This window comes from Gemmatimonas sp., from assembly GCF_044376735.1.
GTDB lineage: Bacteria > Gemmatimonadota > Gemmatimonadetes > Gemmatimonadales > Gemmatimonadaceae > Gemmatimonas.
The window spans coordinates 46,053-64,459 of record NZ_JBILKJ010000007.1 but is presented as its reverse complement, the minus strand read 5'-3'; the positions used below and the strand labels follow the sequence as shown (position 1 = coordinate 64,459).

Below are 18,407 nucleotides of genomic sequence, written 5' to 3'. Positions count from 1 at the left end.
CGCCCTGCTGCTCCGCTTCCACGCGCAGCTCCTCGACGTAGGGCTTGAGCAGCGGTTCGCCCCAATAGTAGCCAGTGGCCCGCTCGGCCAGCTGCGTTTCGTTCACCCGCGCGGCTTCCAGCAGCGCTCGCGCGCAGGCGCGATCGTAGCCCGCATCGGTGCGCTCGGGCAGGTGGTAATTGCGGCGGGGCATCTCGCCTTCCGCATCATCTCTCAGAAACGCCCGCGACATGCCTGCCTCATCCGCTCATCATGATTCCGGCCGGGCGCATCCCGGACGTGCCGCAAGATAACCGATGGCGTGACGGCCGACTCCGCTTCGGTGCAGGTCACGATGGCCGTCGCGTGGGTGCACACCCAGATTGCGTGTATGGCCCGAGCGAGACAGTCTCCACCACCGATCAAGTCGTTCCGCGAACGGCTCGGCGCGCTCCGGCACGTCGGACCGCTGTTCCTGCTGGTGTGGGGTACCAGCGCGCCGCTCACGATCGCCACCATCAGCATCCGGCTCATCCGCTCGCTGCTGCCGGTGAGCACGCTGTATGTGGGCAAGCTGATCATCGACGAAGTGATCCGCACCGCAGCGCTGCCGGGGCACCCCGATACGTGGAGTGCGTGGGTGGCGAGTGGTCTGCTGGATCGCACGATGCAGCTCATCCTGCTCGAGTTCGTGCTGGCGATCGGTGCCGACGCGCTGTCGCGCACCGGATCGCTGGTGGATCGCATGCTCGGGATGCAGTTCTCGATCAGTACCAGCATCCGCTTGATGGAGCACTCGGCTACACTCGATCTCGAACAGTTCGAGGACAGTGAGGTACAGGACCGTCTGGAACGCGCGCGCACGCAGACGTTTCAGGGACTCGGGGTGATGGGACAGGTGTTCGGTCAGGTGCAAACGCTGATCACGATCATCAGCTTTGCGGCCGGGCTCGTGGTCTACGCGCCGTGGCTGATCCTGCTCTTGTTGGTGGCGCTGGTACCCGCGTTCGTGGGCGAGGCGCACTTCAATGCGTTGGAGTATGCGCTGCAATGGTCGCGCACCCAGCAGCGTCGGTTGCTGGAGTATCTGCGGCAAACCGGTGCGAGTGTGGAAACGGCCAAGGAAGTGAAGATCTTCGGCCTGAACCGCTTCCTGATCGACCGATTCCGCGACATCTCGCTCGATACGTACCGGGCCAATCGCGCGCTGGCGATCAAGCGCGAAAGCACGATGGGACTGCTCACCGCCATCGGTACCGCCGGCTACTACACGGCCTACGGCTACATCGCGTGGCGCACACTCATCGGTCAGTTCAGTATCGGAGATCTCACGTTTCTGGCTGGGTCGTTCCGTCGGCTGGGCGACCTGCTGGCGAGCTTGTTGGTAGGATTTTCGAGCACGGCGAGTCAGGCGCTGTATCTCGACGATCTGTTTTCGTTCTTCACGATCACGTCGCGTATCCATTCACCCGAACAGGCGCGTGCGGTGCCGAAGCCGATCACCATCGGCTTCGAATTTCAGGATGTGGGCTTCCAGTATCCTGGCACCGAGCACTGGGCGGTGCGTCACTTGTCGTTCACACTGCACGCCGGCGAAACACTGGCGCTGGTGGGCGAGAACGGCGCCGGCAAGACCACGATCGTGAAGCTGTTGGCGCGGTTGTACGAACCCAGCGAAGGGCGCATTCTGCTGGACGGACACGATCTGCGCGAGTACGATCTCGATGCGCTGCGCGCCAACGTGGGCGTGATCTTTCAGGACTTCGTGCGCTACAGTCTCACGGCCGGTGAGAACATTGCCGTAGGGCGTATCGACGAGCGTGAAGACCGGGCGCGTATCGTGCAATCGGCCGAGCAGAGTCTGGCATCCGAGCTGATTGCGCGGCTGCCGGCGCAGTATGATCAACCGCTGGGCAAGCGCTTTACCACGGGGGTGGAACTGTCAGGCGGTGAGTGGCAGAAGCTGGCGATCGCCCGGGCGTACATGCGCGACGCGCAGCTGTTGGTGCTCGACGAACCCACGGCCGCCCTTGATGCGCGGGCGGAGTTCGAGGTGTTTCAGCGCTTCAAGGCGTTGAGTGCGGGGCGCACGAGCATGCTCATTTCGCATCGTTTCTCGAGCGTGCGGATGGCCGATCGCATTCTCGTGCTGAACCAGGGCGCGGTGGACTCGATGGGCACGCACGAGGAGCTGCTGGCGCGGAAGGGGCGGTACGCAGAACTGTTCGAGTTGCAGGCGCAGGGGTACCGGTAGGGGGCGACCCGGGACTCGTACTCATGACCCACCACTCACGTGAGTCTAGAGTTTCGAGTCAACGTTTGGGGTTTTGAGTGACTCCGCAAGTGCGCGCCGAATTGCCGGCTCGAGCGACAGCGGGCCGATCGGTCCCATCACGCGATGCCGTACCCGGCCGTCGCGCCCAATCAGGATCGAGGTGGGATAGCCGCGCACGCCGCCCAGTTCGCCGATCACGTCGGGGTTCACGATGGCGATCGGATAGCTGATGCCGCGCTCTGTGATGAAGTCACGCACCGTTTGCGGATCGCCCTTGTCCACGGAGGCGCCGAGCACCACGAGTCCAGCCGCCTTGTGCCGGTTCCACGTGGCCTCGAGCAGCGGCATTTCCGCCCGGCACGGCAAGCACCACGTGGCCCACACGTTCACGAGTACGACGCGTCCACGGAGTGACTGCGACGTGATGGTGGAGTCGGTGAGCGTACGCACGTCGAACGTGGGTGTGCTGCGGTCGCGGGCGGTGATGTTCACGAGCGCGCCGACGTGGGGCAGCAGGCGCGGAAGGGCCCAGAGACCAAGGGCCAGCATGAGCCACGTGGTCCAGTGGAATCTGCCCAGCAGCTGCTTCAGTCGGGGCGGATACGAGAAGCGGAACGCCATGGGAGGAACGTAACGCGTGTGGGCGTTGCGTCGGCATGGCTGAACTGATCACGCGGAGGCGCAGAGAACGCAGGGCTCGCAGAGAACAACGTCACGATTGTTCACGGCAAACGACGCAAACCCAGTCGCGCGCGCCTCTGCGTCCTCTACGCCCTCTGCCTCTCTGCGTGATCAGTTCGCCACAACGACCAGACCCCCTACGCTGCCCTTGCCAGCTCCGACTGCTCCGCCGCCAGCGACGCCAGCAGTCGTCGCCGGTCCACGAGGGCGCGCACGTGATCACGCTGTAGCAGATACAGCCAGCCCCCGAACAGCGCGGCGACCACCGTGAAGAGCCACATCAGGACGCTGGCGCCGGTGTCGGGGTACCACCCGCGCGACACTTCCAGCACCAGCGAAATTCCACCGGCCCAACGCGCCACCCGTAGCGTGGTGTCGCGGAGGCCACGCGCGTTGCGGCCGTGGAACTCGGCGATCATGTAGCCGACCAACGTGAACGCGGCCACGTGCTCCAGCAGCCGATACACCACGGGCTGCGTGAGCTCCACGTGAGCGGGCGCGAGAGCCACGATCCAGTGCCACTCCGGCGTCACCGCATCGAGCGGCCACAGCGAGGACAGCGCCAGATACGCGGCGAACACCGGCATCACCAGCCGCAGCGTGGGCAGTTCGAACCGGACACGCGCGTGGACGGCCCGGTGACGGGCGGTCGCGCTGCTGCGGAGCAGGGCGACGCCCACCGTGAGGGTGGCGCCGGCGCCGATCAGGCCGAGGTCGCCCAAGGCACCGGGGGCCACCGCCACGAGCACCCAGCCAAGGGCCAGGGTGACCAGCCAGCGGCGATCGTGCCGGGGTTCCGGGGCGAGGTACGCCGCGTGGACGGTGCCCAGCACCGCGCCTGCGAGGGCCGCGATCGGCAACACGAAGGCACGGCGGGCCCCGCCTTCGCTGCCCAGTCCGATGAGCCAGCAGAGAGGGATGAGCTGGTACACCAACCCCATCAGCGGCAGCTCGAGGGCCAGCGACTGTACGGCGGTATCGTCTTCCACCCGCCGGGCCAGCTGGGCGAACAGCCAGGCGCCGAGGGCGGCGCCGACCGTGTTGGTAGCCAGGTCCAGCAGCGACGTGTAGCGGGTAAGGGAGAAGAGCTGCGCCGTCTCGATGGTGGCGCTGAGCGCGGCGCCCAGGATCAGCACGCGCGGCCAGTCGGGGGGCGCGCCGCGGGGCCGCGTGAGCTGATAGACGAAGCCGAAGGGTACGAACATCAGCACGTTCATCACGAGGTCCGACCAGTTCCAGATACTGGTAAGGCCGTGGGCCGGTGTCCCCCGAAAGCGGAAAGGCGCCATCGTGATGATCGAGGTCACGAACGCGAGGTAGCCGAGGACCGCCCGTCCGAGCCGGAGGGCGGTGAAATCGGCGGCGCGCCGGAATCGGAAGCGGGTGGCGGGCATACTCCGGAGAGTATCGGTCGATACTAACTTTTACGGGTCTCTCTTCCACCCCTGCCAGGCGTTTCCCGATGCGTTTCCCTGCTCTTCTGACTCCGCTCTGCTGCGGTGTCCTGCTTCAGACCGCTGTCGCGCCGTCGGTTGCCGACGCCCAGGCTGCGCGCGCCGTGGCCGGCCTCCCGGTGCTCGATTCGACCACGTTCACCGCCCTGTCGTGGCGCAACATCGGCCCGTTCCGCGGCGGCCGGTCGGTGGCTGCGGTGGGATTGCCGTCGCAGCCGCTCACGTACTTCGCCGGCTATACCGGCGGCGGGCTGTGGCGTACGGACGACGCCGGCAACGGCTGGCGCAACATCTCCGACGGATTCTTCAAGACGGGGTCGGTGGGGGCGATCGCGGTGGCACCGAGCGACGAGAATGTGATCTACGTGGGCATGGGAGAGCACGCGATCCGTGGCCAGTCGTCGACCTATGGCGACGGCATGTACAAGAGCACCGATCAGGGACGCACCTGGACGCACATCGGCCTCGCCACCTCGCGGCAGATCTCGGCGGTGCGTGTACATCCGAGCAACCCCGACGTGGTGTATGTCGCGGCGCAAGGCGATCGCTGGAAGGGCACGAGTGACCGTGGCATCTATCGCACGACCGATGGCGGCAAGACGTGGACCCAGCTGCTGAAGGGGGAGAACGCCTTCAGCGGCGCGAGCGACCTGTCGATGGACGCCACGAACCCGCGCATTCTGTACGCGGCGATGTGGGATCATCAGCGGACGCCGTGGATGGTGCGCAGCGGTGGCGCCGGCAGCGGGATCTGGAAGTCGGTGGACGGCGGCGACACGTGGAAGCGCGCCCAGGACGGACTGCCGAAGCTGGTGGGCAAGATCGGCGTGTCGGTGTCGCCGGCCAATCCCGATCGTGTGTACGCGATCGTGGAGGCGGAGAATGGCGGCCTGTTTCGCAGCGACGATGCCGGCAAGACGTGGCGGCAGATGTCGGGTGATCGCCTGATTCAGACGCGGTCGTGGTACTACATGAACATCACCGCCGATCCGAAGAATGCCGATGTCGTGTGGGTAATGAACGCCCCCGTGATGAAGAGCATCGACGGCGGCCGCACGTTTGCGAGTGTGTCGGCCACGCATGGTGACAACCACCAGCTGTGGATCAACCCGACCAATCCGAATTACCTGATCAACGCGAACGATGGCGGCGCGTCGATCTCGCTGGATGGCGGCAAGAGCTGGAGCACGCAGGACAACCAGCCCACGTCGCAGTTCTATCATGTGGCGGTGGACGACGGCTTTCCGTACAAGCTGTACGGCGGCCAGCAGGACAACAGCTCGGTGATCATCCAGTCGCGGAGCGATGGTGGCAGCATCGGAATCCGCGAGTGGACCGAAGGCCCGGGCTGTGAGAGCGCCAACATGGGTGTGAGCGCCAAGAACCCGCGCTACGTGTACGGTGGCTGCTATCAGGGGCTCATCGACGAGCAGGATGCGACCAACGGCCTCACGCGCACGATCATGCCCTGGCCCGAGATGAATCTCACGGAGCCGACCGACAAGACGAAGTACCGCTTCAACTGGACGGCGCCGATCGAAGTGTCGATGCACGACGACAAGGTCGTGTACCACGGCGGCAACGTGCTGTTCAAGACGACGACGCGCGGTCAGCGCTGGACGCCGATCTCGGGCGATCTCACGCGCAACGACAAGACGCGTCAGGGGTGGGGCGGTGGTCCGATCACCAACGAAGGTGCCGGCGGCGAAGTGTACGCCACCATCGTGGTGATCGAAGAGTCGCCGCATGACGCGAACACGTTGTATGTGGGGACCGATGATGGACTCATTCAGCGCACGCGCGACGGTGGCAAGACGTGGACGAACGTTACGCCGGCCGCGTGGGGCGATGGGCTGGTGAACGAGATCGCGATCTCGCCGCACGATGCGGGCACGATCTACGTGTCGTTCCGCAAGGATCGCGTGGGCGACCCCACGCCGCACATCTTCGTGTCGAAGGATTACGGCGCCACGTTCACGCGCATCGTGAATGGCCTGCGCGACGGCGAACCGGTGCGTGTGGTGCGCGAAGACACCGAGCGCAAAGGCTTGCTGTATGCCGGTACGGAAACCGGGGTCTACGTGTCGTACGATGCGGGCGCGCAGTGGCTGCCGTTCCGCGGCAATTTCCCGGTGGTGCCCGTGACGGACCTGCAGGTGAAGCACGGTGATCTGATCGCCGCCACGGAAGGGCGCGCCTTCTGGATTCTCGACGATCTCTCGGTACTGCGTCAGCGCGCCGATGCGATCGAGAAGGCGGCGGTGCATCTGTACGCGCCGCGTGCTGCGGTGCTGGCCGGCAGCGGTGGTGGCTTCGGCGCGCCGCGCGGCGCCGGCAGGAACCCGCCATACGGTGCCGTGATCAACTTCCGCCTGGCTGCCGCGCCCGATACGGCCACCACGTTGCTGCTGGAGTTCCTTGACGCGAAGAACGGCGTGGTGCGCTCCTTCGCCACGAAGGGCGATACGGTAAACAAGCTCACGGTGAAGCCGGGGCTGAACACGTTCAACTGGAACCTGCGGCGTGCGGCGCCGGCGCGGTTGGCTGGCGTGCTGCTGTTCGGCGCGCCGGGCGATGGCGGAGCCCGTGTGGTGCCGGGCACGTACACGGTACGTCTCACTATGGGCACCACCGTGCTCACGCAGAAGCTCGAGGTGCAGCAGGATCCGCGGCTCGACGTACCCGCACTGGCGGTGGCTGAGCGGGATTCGGTGGCGAACCTGCTGTCGAACCGTATCAACGAGATTCACGAAGCGGTGCTGCGCGTGCGTGATCTGAAAACGCAGGTACAGGGCTTCGTGACGCGCGCCAAGGAAACGAGTGCGCCGGATACGATCGCCAAGGCGGGCCGCACGCTCACGACCAAGCTGGGCGCACTGGATCCGAAGATGACGACCAAGGCCGGCAACGGGCAGGACATCATCAACTACGCCAACGGCATCAACGGCCAGTACGGCTTCCTCCTCGGCCAAGTGGAAGGCAACAGCGAACTCACGCAGCCGGTGAAGGATCGGTTGGTGGAGCTCGAGAAGCTGTGGCAGACGCTCAAGGCCGAGGTGGAGCAGGTGGAAACGGTGGACGTGAACGCCTTCAACGCCCTGCTGCAGAAGTACAACGTGCCCGGGGTGATTGGCGGTGTGAAGAAGAAGGGACCGATTGCGTGACTACAGTTTTGAGTGTTGGGTTTCGGGTTATGAGTGTGACGGCGCTGGTGTCGGGGCTCACTGCCCCGGCGCTGGCGCAAAAGAAGAGTGCCGCCGCGGCGCCGTATGTGCCGCCGGCGGGGACGTGGGAACGCCGCTCGCCGTCGACGATGGGGATGGATTCGGTGAAGCTGGCCGACGCCATCGCCTACGCCATCGAGAAGGAGAGCAAGACGCCGCGCGATCTCGAGCTCAATCACTATCAGACATTCGGTCGCGAGCCCTTTGGGGCCGCCATCGGGCCGCTGGCGCCGCGCGGCGGCGCCACGGGCGTCATTCTCCGCAAAGGCTACGTGGTGGCCACGTGGGGTGATCCCAACGCGGTCGAGATTTCGAACAGCGTCACCAAGAGTTTCCTGAGTACGGTGGTGGGGCTGGCCTTCGATGCGGGGCGCATTCGCAGCGTAGACGACACGGTGTCGCAGGTGATGCCGCCGATCTTGCGCGCGTATCCCAACGGCACCGGACTTGGCGCCGACTGGCCGGGCGATGCGAAGTGGTTGCGTCCGTTCGACAGTCCGCACAATCGCCGGCTGACGTGGGATCACCTGTTGCGACAGGTGAGCGATTGGGAAGGCACCTTGTGGGGCAAACCGGAGTGGGCCGATCGTCCGGCTCAGCAGGTCAGCACCTGGACGACGCGCCCGCGCGTGGAGCCCGGGTCAGCCTACGAGTACAACGACACGCGGGTGAACGTGCTGGCGTTGGCGGCGCTGCAGGTGTGGCGTGAGCCGCTGCCGGAGATCCTTCGGACCAGGATCATGGAGCCGATCGGTGCGTCGAACACGTGGCGTTGGTACGGCTACGACAACTCGTGGATCGTCCTCGACGGCAAACTGGTGCAGTCGGTGAGCGGTGGCGGCCACTGGGGCGGCGGCATGATGATCAACGCCTGGGACATGGCGCGCTTCGGTCTGCTCACGCAGCGCCGTGGCGTATGGGGCGCCACGCGGTTGCTCTCCGATGCGTGGGTCACGAAGGCGCTCACGCCCACGCCGGCGCAACCGACCTACGGGTACATGAACTGGTTTGTGAACACCGACCGGAAGTACGTGCCGGCGGCACCGCCGCAGGCCTTCGTGCATGTCGGCGCCGGGAACAACATCATCTACGTGGACCCGGTGAACGATGTCGTCGCCGTGGTTCGTTGGATCGATTCGAACGCCTCAGTGAATGGATTCGTAGAACGCCTGTTGGGCGCCTTGAAGTAGTCCCCACGGCACCAGTGGAGAACGATGTCGGCTGATTCAACTCACGAAACGGAACAGCAGCGTGCGCGGTCGCGAAGCAAGAATCTCGCGAACGTGATCCGGGCGTTCGTGCGTGCGCATCGGGCGTCGCAGATGTATCTGCCGAACAGCCCGATGCGACCGAAGGCGCGGAAAGACGCCCGCGAAGCCTTTCGCGTGTTCTGGTTGGAGGAAGACGAATTGTCGCTGACCATCACGGAGCAGCAGCTGCGGTCGGATGATCGCGAGGTGTATCGCGACGATGAGCGGAACAGTGCGGCGCTGCCGTGGCTCCTGTTCCGTGACGGCCTGCGCCGGATCGACCTGCAGCCGGGTTTCGAAGAGGAAGAGCTGGATATGCTGCTGGACATTCTGCAGCAGGCGCGGGAAGCCACCACGGACGACGATGATCTCATTACTCGGCTCTGGTTGGCGGATTTCAAGCTCCTGACCTACCGGAACGTCGAGCTGCTGCAGGACTTTGACGACCCGAGTAGCGGCGAGGGCGGTGCGCCGTCGGTGCGCCCGGTGACCGGGGAGCCGACCGCGGCGCAGGTGATCGAGTCTCCAGCGCTCGGCGATACGCCCACGCCGTGGCAGATTCCGCTCGAGAATGAGGCGCCGACGCTGCACTTTCTCAAGCCAGAGGAGACCGCGGTCTTGCAGGCCGCGATCCGGCAGGAGTACGAGGGCGACGGATTCTCCGCGGTGCTCGACAGTCTGTTTGACATCCTCGAAGTGCAGGATAGCGCTGATGTACGGCTCGAGGTGTGCGACATCCTCGATGGCTTGCTGCTCAAGGCCGTGGCGGCCGAGGATTACCCGGTCGGCGTCCGTATTCTGCGCGACGCACGGGCGGTGCTGGCCCGGGTGCAGAGCGCCAATGACAGCCGACGTGCGATCAGTGCGCTCGCCACGCGCATGAATGACGCGCCGGCCGTTAACGGACTACTCGCGTCGGTTGAGCGAGGACGGTTCGAGGCGGAGCCGGCCCTGCTCGAGACGCTGCTGGACGGACTGGGATACGAGCCGCTCATTCCGCTGATCGTGTGGTTCGCCGACGCACCACCGACGTCGTCTCGCGACGCGATCGAGGCGATCGTCACACGCCAGCTGAGCGACCAGCCGACCCTGTTGCCGCGCCTCCTGGACGATTCGCGGGATTCGGTGGTCCGGGGGGCGCTGCTGTTCGCTCGCGAGGTCGCGAGTCCGGCCATGGTCGCGCAGCTGTCCAAACTGCTCCGTTCAGGTGCGGAGTTCGCGCAGCAGCGATCGGCCACGCTGCTGGCGGCGATCGCGTCCCCCGAGGCGATGGATGCTCTGCAGAGCGCCGTGGGGCACGAGCTTCGCGATGTTCGGATGGTGGCGCTCCGGGCCATCACGGCGGCGCGCTATCGCCCGGCGTTTCCGCGACTCCTGCAGGAGATCGCGGCCAAGGTGCTTCGCCGCGCGGACCTCAGCGAGAAGCGCGCCTTCGTCGAGGCCTTGGCGGCCGCCGGCCACGACGAGGCTACCGCCACGCTCGACGTGATCCTCCACCGACGACACCTGCTCGGTCACCGGGAATCATCCGAACTGCGGATGTGTGCGGCGTATGGACTGGGATTGATCGGCACGGCGCAGGCGACGCGCAGTCTTGAGCGCGCGGCCGATACGTCCGATGCCCTCGTTCGCCGGGCCGTGAGTCAAGCGATGCGAGGTGCGCCATGAGCGTGCTCGGCGATGGCACGCCGCCGCCACGATCGGCGGCGGCGGATAACCCCGATTCGCAGGAGCATGCCCGGAACGTGCTGCAGTCGTTCCATCGGGGCTTGCGGGCACTCCGCCTGTATCCGCGGGAAAGCACGGTGGTCAACGCGGCGCTCGTCGCGCTCGATCAGTCGGTGGCGGAGCTGCTCCAGACGACGGAACGGTGCGAAATCCAGTGTGTCGGCGACTACGTGTTCGTGAGTGGCACCCGGTTGCGCATTCAGCTCGATACGTACGCCGAAATCTCGCATGTGTCGGGTCGTTTCCGAGAGGCGGGCGTGGGGGGCGTTCTCGTCACGGGCCGCCCCGATCCTGCGGCATGGGTCGCGCTCCTGTCGGCATTTCTCACGCCCACGCCGGGGCTTCTCGCCGCCGAACGTCGGCTACAGATCGTGGCACAGCTCGAGGGCGCGGGCGTGCCGGACTTCGTCATCGAGCCGGCGGTCGACGATCTGACGGATCGGGACGAAGGCACGGCACAGGAGCGGACGCGGCTCACCTTCCTGCAGTCCTTGATGGCAACGCGACAGCTGATGACGGACGTCCGCATGGGCCGTACCCCCGCGCTGCGGCAGGCGAAGCGCGCGGTACAGGCCGTCATCGACCAGATCATGATCGATGACAACTCCCTGATCGGCATGACCACGCTGCGCGACTTCGACGAGTACACGTTCGTCCACAGCGTCAACGTCTGCATTCTGGCCGTGGCATTGGGACGCCGTATCGGGTTGTCCAAGCTCCAGCTGCTCGATCTGGGACTCGCGGCGTTGATGCATGACATCGGCAAGACGCGCGTCCCCATCGACGTGCTCAACAAGCCCGGGAAGCTCACCGACGACGAGTTCACGGTGCTGAAGGGACACACCTGGCAAGGGGTGCTGGCGCTGTTCGCGATGAGCGGTTCGACCGCACGTGCCTGGCGGTCCATGACCGTGGCCTACGAGCATCACCTGCGCCTCGATCTCAGCGGTTATCCACGCACGGTGCACGCGCGGGACATGTCGCTCTTCAGCCGGATCGTCTCCATCGTGGACGGCTTCGACGCGGCGACCTCGACTCGCGTGTATCAGCCCAATCCATGGTCGGCCGCGGATGTCATTCGCGGGATGCACAACAATCCGCGACTCGGGCTCGATCCGCTGTTGGTGCGGGTCTTCACCGGGATGATGGGCATTTATCCGATCGGGACGCTCGTGCGGCTGGACAGCAATGAGATCGCGCTCGTGGTCGCCGCCAGTGAGGAGGGGAAGCCGCCCGCGCGCCCGAAGATTCGGAGGCTGTTCGACGCACGGGAAAACCCCGTGGACGATGCGACCGTGCTGGATCTGTGCGAGAAGGATGCATCCGGACAGCACCTGCGCACGATCATTCGCACGGAGGAAGCCGACCGCTTCGGCATACGGCTCCGGGACTATCTCACGTGATACCCAAGGCCGCGATCGGTCCGGCGTTGCTGTTCTTCATCGCCGGCGTGCTGCACTTCGTGATGCCGGGCTTCTTCGATCGCATCGTACCGCCGTGGGTGCCGAATGCGCGGCTGGCGACGTACGTGAGCGGCGTGTTCGAGATCCTGGGCGCGATTGGCTTACTGATACCGGCCACGCGGGTGGCCGCGGCGTGGGGATTGATCGCGTTGCTCGTGGCCGTGCTGCCGGCGAACATTCACATGCTGAATGAGGCGCGGGTTGCCCATGCGTCGGTTGGGTACATCGCCGGGCTCTGGCTGCGGTTGCCCTTGCAGCCGCTGCTGATGTGGTGGGTGTGGCGGGTGGCGATTCGCCGCTGAGCGATCCACACGCGCTTGTGTGATCCGGTGGATCGTGAACTGCCGGAACACGGATCACACCGATTGCACGGTAACGACACGGATCTGCTCCGTGTGCGCGATACGCTACGTTGGCGCTGTTTGCTTATCCGTGTGGGTTCTGTGTGATCGGTGTCATCCGTGTTCCGGCAGTTACCATCCTGCCAACGAGCGACGCGCGGTGAGTCAGACCGCAGGCCTCGCTGCCGCTACAGCGCGATCACGTCACGATCGGCGATCACGAACAGTGTATCCTGCTCCGACCGCTCGTACATGCCGGTGCCGGTGAAGCTCGAGAACGCCGGGAGCACACCAACGCGTGGGCCGAAGACGAACGCGGCGAGTCGTACGTGCTGACGACCGCGACCGCGCACCGACACGTAGGGGTGCAGATGTCCCGCCAGCACGTAGCCGTCGGGATGTTCTTGCGGCTCGTGCACGCCGATGAGCGGGCCAATGGCGTAGGGGGCATCTACGCAGGTGATGCCCAGGGAGGCCGGCGGATCACCGGCGTGGGTATCGTGATTGCCACGCACCAACGTGATATCGAGCGCGCGGTGTGCGTCGCGCCACGCACCAATCTCGGCCAAGGTATCGACGTGTCGGCCAGCACGCGCATGCAGGAGGTCACCGAGCACCACGAGCGACGTGGCCGCGGTCTCGTGCAGCACGCGGGTAAGTCGCGCGAGGTCGCGCGCGGTGGTGCCGGTGGGGACCGGCACGAACGCGGCCCGGAACGCGGCGGCCTTGCCCCAGTGAAGATCCGCCACGATCACCATGCGGCGCTCGGGAATCCAGATGGCGCGGTCGGGTAAGAGCACCACGTGCTCGCCGGCCACGGTGTGCGTGACAGCACCGGTGGGAATCGCCGGATCGGTCACTTCACCACCTTGGTGGCGCGGCCCTCGTGCGCACGGAACGTCATCGAGGTGCCCGATCGCGTCGACTTCTCGGCCGACACCGTCATGCGACGCACGCGATCGGCCAGCTTCTCCGAGCTTACGCGCGATCGCGTGGAGTCGACGAGCAGCGGAAAGGCGAGCGGCGTGGGACGCTCGACGTCGATTACGCGCACGATGCTTTCAGAGAGGCGCTGCAGGACGCGACCCAAGCGGCTCGATTCGAGCTGGCGCTCGAGCACCTCACGGCGAGCCTGCTGCACTAACAGGTTCTCCGGATCGTAGTTCACGAACACATCGTATAACAAACCGCTTGACGCCTGCATCTGCTTGACCGATTTCGATTGTCCCGGATACCCTCCGAAAATCAGGCCCGCCACGCGAGCGATCTCCCGGAACTGACGGCGGGCCAGCTCGGCGGCATTGAGACTGTGCGTGATATCGTGCAGCAAGTGCTCCGTGGACAACAGCCCCGCCTCCAGCGCTTCCTCCAATGGTGCCGCGTCGGGTGCGAGCAGCTCGAACCCGTAGTCGTTGCACGAGAAGGACAACGAAATCGGCGTCAGCTGCGCCATGCGATACGCGAACAACGCCGCGAGTCCTTCGTGGACCAAGCGCCCCTCGAACGGATACACAAAGAGATGATGCCCATCGCGCGTTTCGCACCGCTCGATGAGCAGCTCATCCGGCCGCGGGATGATGCTGCGCTCGGCCTGCAGCGTGAGTACCGGCTGCACCGCCTGCATGTCGGGGTCACTGTACACGCCCTGTCGCGCTTCCTCGAGCTTCACGCGTACTGCGTGCGAAAGCTCGGTACTGAGCGGCATGCGGGCGCCTTGCCAGCGCGGAATCGCTCCCGTGATGCCCTTGGCTTTGCGCACCCATGCTGTGAGGTCGCGTAGCCGCACGAACTCCAGTGGCGTGCCGGCAAAGATGAACTTGTCACCGGGGGCGAGACGCGACACGAACGACTCTTCGACGGTGCCGAGCCGGCCGCCCTTGAGGTAGCGCACGGCGATGGCCGCGTCACTCACGATGGTGCCGATGTTGAGCACATGTCGCGACGCCACGCGGCGATCCGTCACCACGTAGCGACCATCCACCAGCTGCACGCGCGCATACTCGGGATAGGCCTTGAGCGCGTTGCCGCCGCGCGTGACGAAGTCGATGACCCAATCCAGCTCGATGTCGGTGAGCAGACGATAGGCCCGTGTGGATCGCAGCTCCTTCAGGACGCCCTCGCGGGTGAATCCTCCACCCAGCGCGAGCGTGACCAGATGCTGCGCCAGGAGATCGAGCGGTCGGTCAATGGGTTCACGACGTTCAATCGCGCCGGCACGCATGGCATCGCGGGCGGCGGCCACCTCCACCAACTCGAACGCATGTGTGGGCACACACACCACACGCGACACGCGCCCGGGGGCATGGCCCGACCGGCCAGCCCGCTGCATGAGCCGCGCGACGCCCTTGGGGCTGCCGACCTGCATGACGAGATCGACCGGTGAGAAGTCCACGCCCAGGTCCAGCGAGCTGGTGGCTACCACCACACGATAACGCCCGGTCTTGAGTCCGTCTTCCACGTCTTCGCGCTGCTGGCGCGACAATGAACCGTGATGAATGGCGGTGAATTCGAACCACGCCGGGTTGGCGGCGATGATCGACTGAAACCAGATCTCACACTGCGAGCGGGTATTGGTGAACACGATGGCGCTCTGTGCCGCCTCGAGGCGCTGCATCACCTCGGGGAGCAGCTTGGTGTTCAGATGTCCAGCCCACGGAAACCGATCCATCGTATCCGGCGTCAGCGCCTCGACCTGCGTGTCTTTGGGCACGATGCCACGAACCAGCCGTCGCGCGTGCGAGGTGCCGTCGGGGCGATAGCCCAATAGCGTGTCGGCGGCCGTGTCGAGATTGCCGAGTGTAGCCGAGACGCCCCACGTGCGCAGCTGCGGGCAGATGCGGCGTAGGCGCGCAAGGGCCAGCTCCACCTGGGCGCCGCGCTTGGTGGAGAGCAGCTCATGCCACTCGTCGACCACGACGCAGCGCAGATCGGAGAAGATCGCTTCGTGATCGGTGCGGCAGAGCAGCAGCGAGAGCGACTCGGGTGTGGTCACCAGGGCCGACGGTAACCGGTCGCGCTGTCGGGCGCGTTTTGCGGCCGATGTGTCGCCGGTGCGCGACTCGACCGTCCACGGTAATCCCATCGCCTCGATGGGCTCGCGCAACGCCTGCTCGGTGTCGGCCGCCAGTGCGCGCAGTGGCGTGATCCACAGCACGCGTAGCGGCGCAGCATCGCTACGCTTTCGCATGGCCATCGGCCGCGCCGGCTCCGTCAGCGCCTCGAGAACCGGCCCCATACAGGCGGCGTACGTCTTGCCGGTGCCGGTGGCGGCGTGGATGAGCCCGGACTCACCGTTGGCGTAGGCGCTCCACACCTCGCGCTGAAACGCGAAGGGACTCCAGCCACGCGCGGCAAACCAAATCTCGAGACGCGCCTCCGCCTCACTCACCCGCATGCTCCGACGTGAGCAGCGCCTTCACCGTACCCAGCGTGTCGGCCTCGCTGGCCGGCTTGTCGCGACGCCAGCGCGCCATGCGGGGAAAGCGCACCGCGATACCGCTCTTGTGGCGCGTGCTGCGCTGGATGCCTTCGAAGGCCAGCTCGAACACGAGCTCCGGTTTTACGGTGCGTACCGGTCCGAACTTCTCGAGCGTGTTGCGACGCACGAAGGCGTCCACTTCGCGAATCTCGGCGTCGGTGAGCCCCGAGTACGCCTTCGCAAACGGCACGAGCGTATCCCCGTCCCAGATCGCGAACGTGTAGTCGGTAAACAGTCCGGCGCGGCGGCCGTGTCCGGCCTGCGCATACACCAGCACGGCATCGACCGTGAGCGGATTCACCTTCCACTTCCACCAGTCGCCGACTTTGCGACCCACGCCGTAGGGCGACGAACGGCGCTTCAGCATCAGCCCTTCGGCCGTCATCTCGCGCGAGCGTTCGCGGGCATCACGTGCGGCACTCCACGAGGTGACGTCGAGGACCGGCGACACACCGATCGACGCGCCGCCGGGCAGCCGAGACACGATGGAGACGGCCAGCGCGCGGCGCTCGTGCATGGGCTGGTTGCGCACGTCGACGCCGTCCGCTTCGAGGCAGTCGTACACGAGCAGATGGCAGGGCACGTCAGCCAAGAGCTTCTTGCCCACCGTCTTGCGACCGATGCGGCGTTGCAATTCGCTGAAGGGCAATGGCGCCCCGTCACGCCACGCCAAGAGCTCTCCGTCGAGCACGGTGCCATCAGGCAACCACGTGGCGCTCGCTTCGACTTCGGGAAAGCGATCGGCCAGCAGCTCCTCGCCGCGGCTCCACAGGAACGTGCGTCCACGACGACGCACGAGCTGCGCGCGGAACCCGTCCCACTTCCACTCCAGTTGCCAGTCGGTGGGCGCGCCGAGTGATTCGAGCTCGGCCTCGAGCGGATAGGCGAGGTAGAACGGATACGGACGACTCCAGTCGGCGTCGGTCGTTTCGGTGGCAACCAGTTGCGTGAACCATGACGCGCTCGGCTCCCATTGCCCCATGAGTCGGTGCGCGATGGACTCGGCGTTGATCCCGCTGACCTGCGCGAGTGCGCGCACCACGAGGCCGTCGGACACGCCGACCCGAAACGACCCGGTCAGCAGCTTGTTGAAGAGAAAGCGCGAGGTCCCGTTGAGCTGCGCCCACGCCTGCACCAACGCGTCACGTTGGACGTCACGATCCATGCGTGCGAGTGGCAGCAGCCGCTCCTCCACCCACCAGGCGAGCGTGTGCTCGTCGCTGGCGTCGCGCTCAGGCACCAACAGCGAAATCGTCTCGGCCAGATCACCTGCCTGCGCGTAACACTCTTCGAAGAGCCACGCCGGCACATCGGCGGCTTCGGCTGCCCACGCGCGCAAGTCTGGTGCGCGCACCAGTCGCTTTGGTCTGCGACCCAACAGAAACGCGACCGCCCACGCCGCATCCGGCGCTGATGCCGAATGGAAGTACGCCACCAGCGCCGCCACCTTCTCGCTGGTCGCGGTCGTGGCATCGATCGCATCGTACAGCGCGGCAAAGTGTCTCATGACGCCGTGTCAGCGGTGACGTCATCGCGTTCGCCCTCGTATCGGGTCGCGATCGCCTGCGCCTCGAGCCCGTGGTCGGTGAGCCATTTCACCACGGCGCCGGTGAATCCATGCGTCACCCATACCCGTTCAGCCCCGGTGGCGCTGATCGCGCTGAGCAGCTGCGGCCAATCCACGTGATCACTGAGCGTAAAGCCGGTGTCCACGCCGCGTCGTCGGCGTGCGCCACGCACTTGCATCCAGCCACTGGCAAAGGCGGCCCGCGTGCTGCCGAAGCGGCGCGCCCAGGTGGAGCCGTCGGCACTCGGTGGGGCGACCACGATGGCGCGTGCCCACGCCGGCGACTTGTTCGCGGTTAGCGCGTAGGTGGTGTCGGGCATGCGAATGCCGCCGTCGCGGTACACCTGGGTCATGCGCTCCACCGCACCATGCGTGAGAATGGGGCCGATGGTCGGATCGAGCCCGGCGAGCATGCGCTGCGCCTTGCCCAGTGCGTAGCCGTACAGCAGCGACACGTGGCCGTCGCTGGCGTTGTGCGTCCACCAGGCGTTGATGTCGGCGAACACACGCGCTTGAGACGGCCACCGGTAGATCGGTAAACCGAAGGTGCTTTCGGTGATGAAGGTGTGGCAGCGCACGGGCTCCCACGCGGCACAGGTGGGATCGGGGTCGGTCTTGTAGTCGCCCGACACCACCCAGACTTCACCGCGATACTCGAGGCGGATCTGGGCCGACCCCAGAATGTGTCCGGCCGGATGAAAGGACACCGCAACGCCATTGATGCGTCGCGTCTCGCCATAGGCGATCGATTCGAGGCCGGACGACCAGGTGCCCAGTCGTTCGCGCGAGACGCCTTCGCCATCGGCCGACACGAGGTAGCGCTCGCAGCCCCACGTCAGATGGTCGCCGTGCGCGTGCGTGATGAGCGCGCGCGGCACGGGTGCCCATGGGTCGATGTAGCAGTCAGCGGCGGCGCAGTAGAGCCCGCGGGGCGTTGGGGTGAGCAAGGACATCACCCTCTGAGTGT

Annotated in this window: 13 protein-coding genes; 6 read left to right on the top strand and 7 right to left on the bottom strand. The window is 65.9% G+C overall.

The window, feature by feature from the left end:
- Positions 1-193 (bottom strand): hypothetical protein (locus ACIRA7_RS02165; RefSeq protein ID WP_396219152.1); only part of this gene is annotated, 193 nt, incomplete at its 3' end.
- A 177-nt stretch (positions 194-370) separates the two neighbouring features.
- Here ACIRA7_RS02165 and ACIRA7_RS02160 point away from each other — a divergent pair.
- Complete coding sequence (locus ACIRA7_RS02160) at positions 371-2,233, top strand: ABC transporter ATP-binding protein (RefSeq protein ID WP_396219151.1); 1,863 nt, start codon at positions 371-373, stop codon at positions 2,231-2,233.
- A 45-nt stretch (positions 2,234-2,278) separates the two neighbouring features.
- Here ACIRA7_RS02160 and ACIRA7_RS02155 read toward each other — a convergent pair whose 3' ends face one another.
- Together ACIRA7_RS02155 and ACIRA7_RS02150 are read right to left on the bottom strand one after the other, a co-directional pair.
- Entirely contained in the window at positions 2,279-2,875 is a 597-nt protein-coding gene (locus ACIRA7_RS02155) for a TlpA family protein disulfide reductase (RefSeq protein WP_396219150.1), read from the bottom strand.
- 197 nt (positions 2,876-3,072) lie between these two features.
- The gene (locus ACIRA7_RS02150) at positions 3,073-4,329 is read right to left on the bottom strand and encodes a VanZ family protein (RefSeq protein WP_396219149.1); all 1,257 of its coding nucleotides are present in this window, start codon (positions 4,327-4,329) and stop codon (positions 3,073-3,075) included.
- A 164-nt stretch (positions 4,330-4,493) separates the two neighbouring features.
- On the opposite strand from ACIRA7_RS02150, the gene ACIRA7_RS02145 reads away from it, so the two are divergent.
- Genes ACIRA7_RS02145 through ACIRA7_RS02125 form a run of 5 tightly spaced genes read left to right on the top strand, consistent with a single transcriptional unit; the run spans position 4,494 to position 12,356 of the window.
- Positions 4,494-7,553, top strand: coding sequence for a WD40/YVTN/BNR-like repeat-containing protein (locus ACIRA7_RS02145; protein ID WP_396219148.1), 3,060 nt, complete (start codon positions 4,494-4,496; stop codon positions 7,551-7,553).
- 29 nt (positions 7,554-7,582) lie between these two features.
- Positions 7,583-8,803 (top strand): serine hydrolase domain-containing protein, encoded by a 1,221-nt coding sequence (locus tag ACIRA7_RS02140; RefSeq protein ID WP_396219147.1) that lies wholly within the window; start codon positions 7,583-7,585, stop codon positions 8,801-8,803.
- Positions 8,804-8,827: 24 nt separating this feature from the next.
- Positions 8,828-10,531, top strand: coding sequence for a HEAT repeat domain-containing protein (locus ACIRA7_RS02135; protein ID WP_396219146.1), 1,704 nt, complete (start codon positions 8,828-8,830; stop codon positions 10,529-10,531).
- Complete coding sequence (locus ACIRA7_RS02130) at positions 10,528-11,994, top strand: HD-GYP domain-containing protein (RefSeq protein WP_396219145.1); 1,467 nt, start codon at positions 10,528-10,530, stop codon at positions 11,992-11,994. Before ACIRA7_RS02135 ends, ACIRA7_RS02130 begins: the two co-directional genes overlap by 4 nt.
- Positions 11,991-12,356: a hypothetical protein gene (locus ACIRA7_RS02125; RefSeq protein WP_396219144.1), complete on the top strand. Its 366-nt coding sequence runs from the start codon at positions 11,991-11,993 to the stop codon at positions 12,354-12,356. Before ACIRA7_RS02130 ends, ACIRA7_RS02125 begins: the two co-directional genes overlap by 4 nt.
- Positions 12,357-12,583: 227 nt before the next feature.
- Here ACIRA7_RS02125 and pdeM read toward each other — a convergent pair whose 3' ends face one another.
- Genes pdeM through ACIRA7_RS02105 form a run of 4 tightly spaced genes read right to left on the bottom strand, consistent with a single transcriptional unit; the run spans position 12,584 to position 18,393 of the window.
- Positions 12,584-13,255, bottom strand: coding sequence for a ligase-associated DNA damage response endonuclease PdeM (gene pdeM / locus ACIRA7_RS02120; RefSeq protein WP_396219143.1), 672 nt, complete (start codon positions 13,253-13,255; stop codon positions 12,584-12,586).
- Positions 13,252-15,783 carry a ligase-associated DNA damage response DEXH box helicase gene (locus tag ACIRA7_RS02115; RefSeq protein ID WP_396219142.1) on the bottom strand — a complete coding sequence of 844 codons (2,532 nt, stop codon included), beginning with the start codon at positions 15,781-15,783 and terminating at the stop codon, positions 13,252-13,254. The genes pdeM and ACIRA7_RS02115 overlap by 4 nt, the downstream gene beginning before the upstream one ends.
- The gene (locus tag ACIRA7_RS02110; RefSeq protein ID WP_396219141.1) at positions 15,776-17,380 is read right to left on the bottom strand and encodes an ATP-dependent DNA ligase; all 1,605 of its coding nucleotides are present in this window, start codon (positions 17,378-17,380) and stop codon (positions 15,776-15,778) included. The genes ACIRA7_RS02115 and ACIRA7_RS02110 overlap by 8 nt, the downstream gene beginning before the upstream one ends.
- Positions 17,377-18,393, bottom strand: coding sequence for a ligase-associated DNA damage response exonuclease (locus ACIRA7_RS02105; RefSeq protein WP_396219140.1), 1,017 nt, complete (start codon positions 18,391-18,393; stop codon positions 17,377-17,379). Before ACIRA7_RS02105 ends, ACIRA7_RS02110 begins: the two co-directional genes overlap by 4 nt.
- Positions 18,394-18,407 lie beyond the last annotated feature (14 nt).

Bases quoted from the DNA above. Each gene is read 5' to 3' on its own strand.
- ACIRA7_RS02160 (WP_396219151.1), top strand. From the start codon at position 371: ATGGCCCGAGCGAGACAGTCTCCACCACCGATCAAGTCGTTCCGCGAA.
- ACIRA7_RS02155 (WP_396219150.1), bottom strand. From the start codon at position 2,875: ATGGCGTTCCGCTTCTCGTATCCGCCCCGACTGAAGCAGCTGCTGGGC.
- ACIRA7_RS02150 (WP_396219149.1), bottom strand. From the start codon at position 4,329: ATGCCCGCCACCCGCTTCCGATTCCGGCGCGCCGCCGATTTCACCGCC.
- ACIRA7_RS02140 (WP_396219147.1), top strand. From the start codon at position 7,583: ATGAGTGTGACGGCGCTGGTGTCGGGGCTCACTGCCCCGGCGCTGGCG.
- ACIRA7_RS02135 (WP_396219146.1), top strand. From the start codon at position 8,828: ATGTCGGCTGATTCAACTCACGAAACGGAACAGCAGCGTGCGCGGTCG.
- ACIRA7_RS02130 (WP_396219145.1), top strand. From the start codon at position 10,528: ATGAGCGTGCTCGGCGATGGCACGCCGCCGCCACGATCGGCGGCGGCG.
- ACIRA7_RS02110 (WP_396219141.1), bottom strand. From the start codon at position 17,380: ATGAGACACTTTGCCGCGCTGTACGATGCGATCGATGCCACGACCGCG.
- ACIRA7_RS02105 (WP_396219140.1), bottom strand. From the start codon at position 18,393: ATGTCCTTGCTCACCCCAACGCCCCGCGGGCTCTACTGCGCCGCCGCT.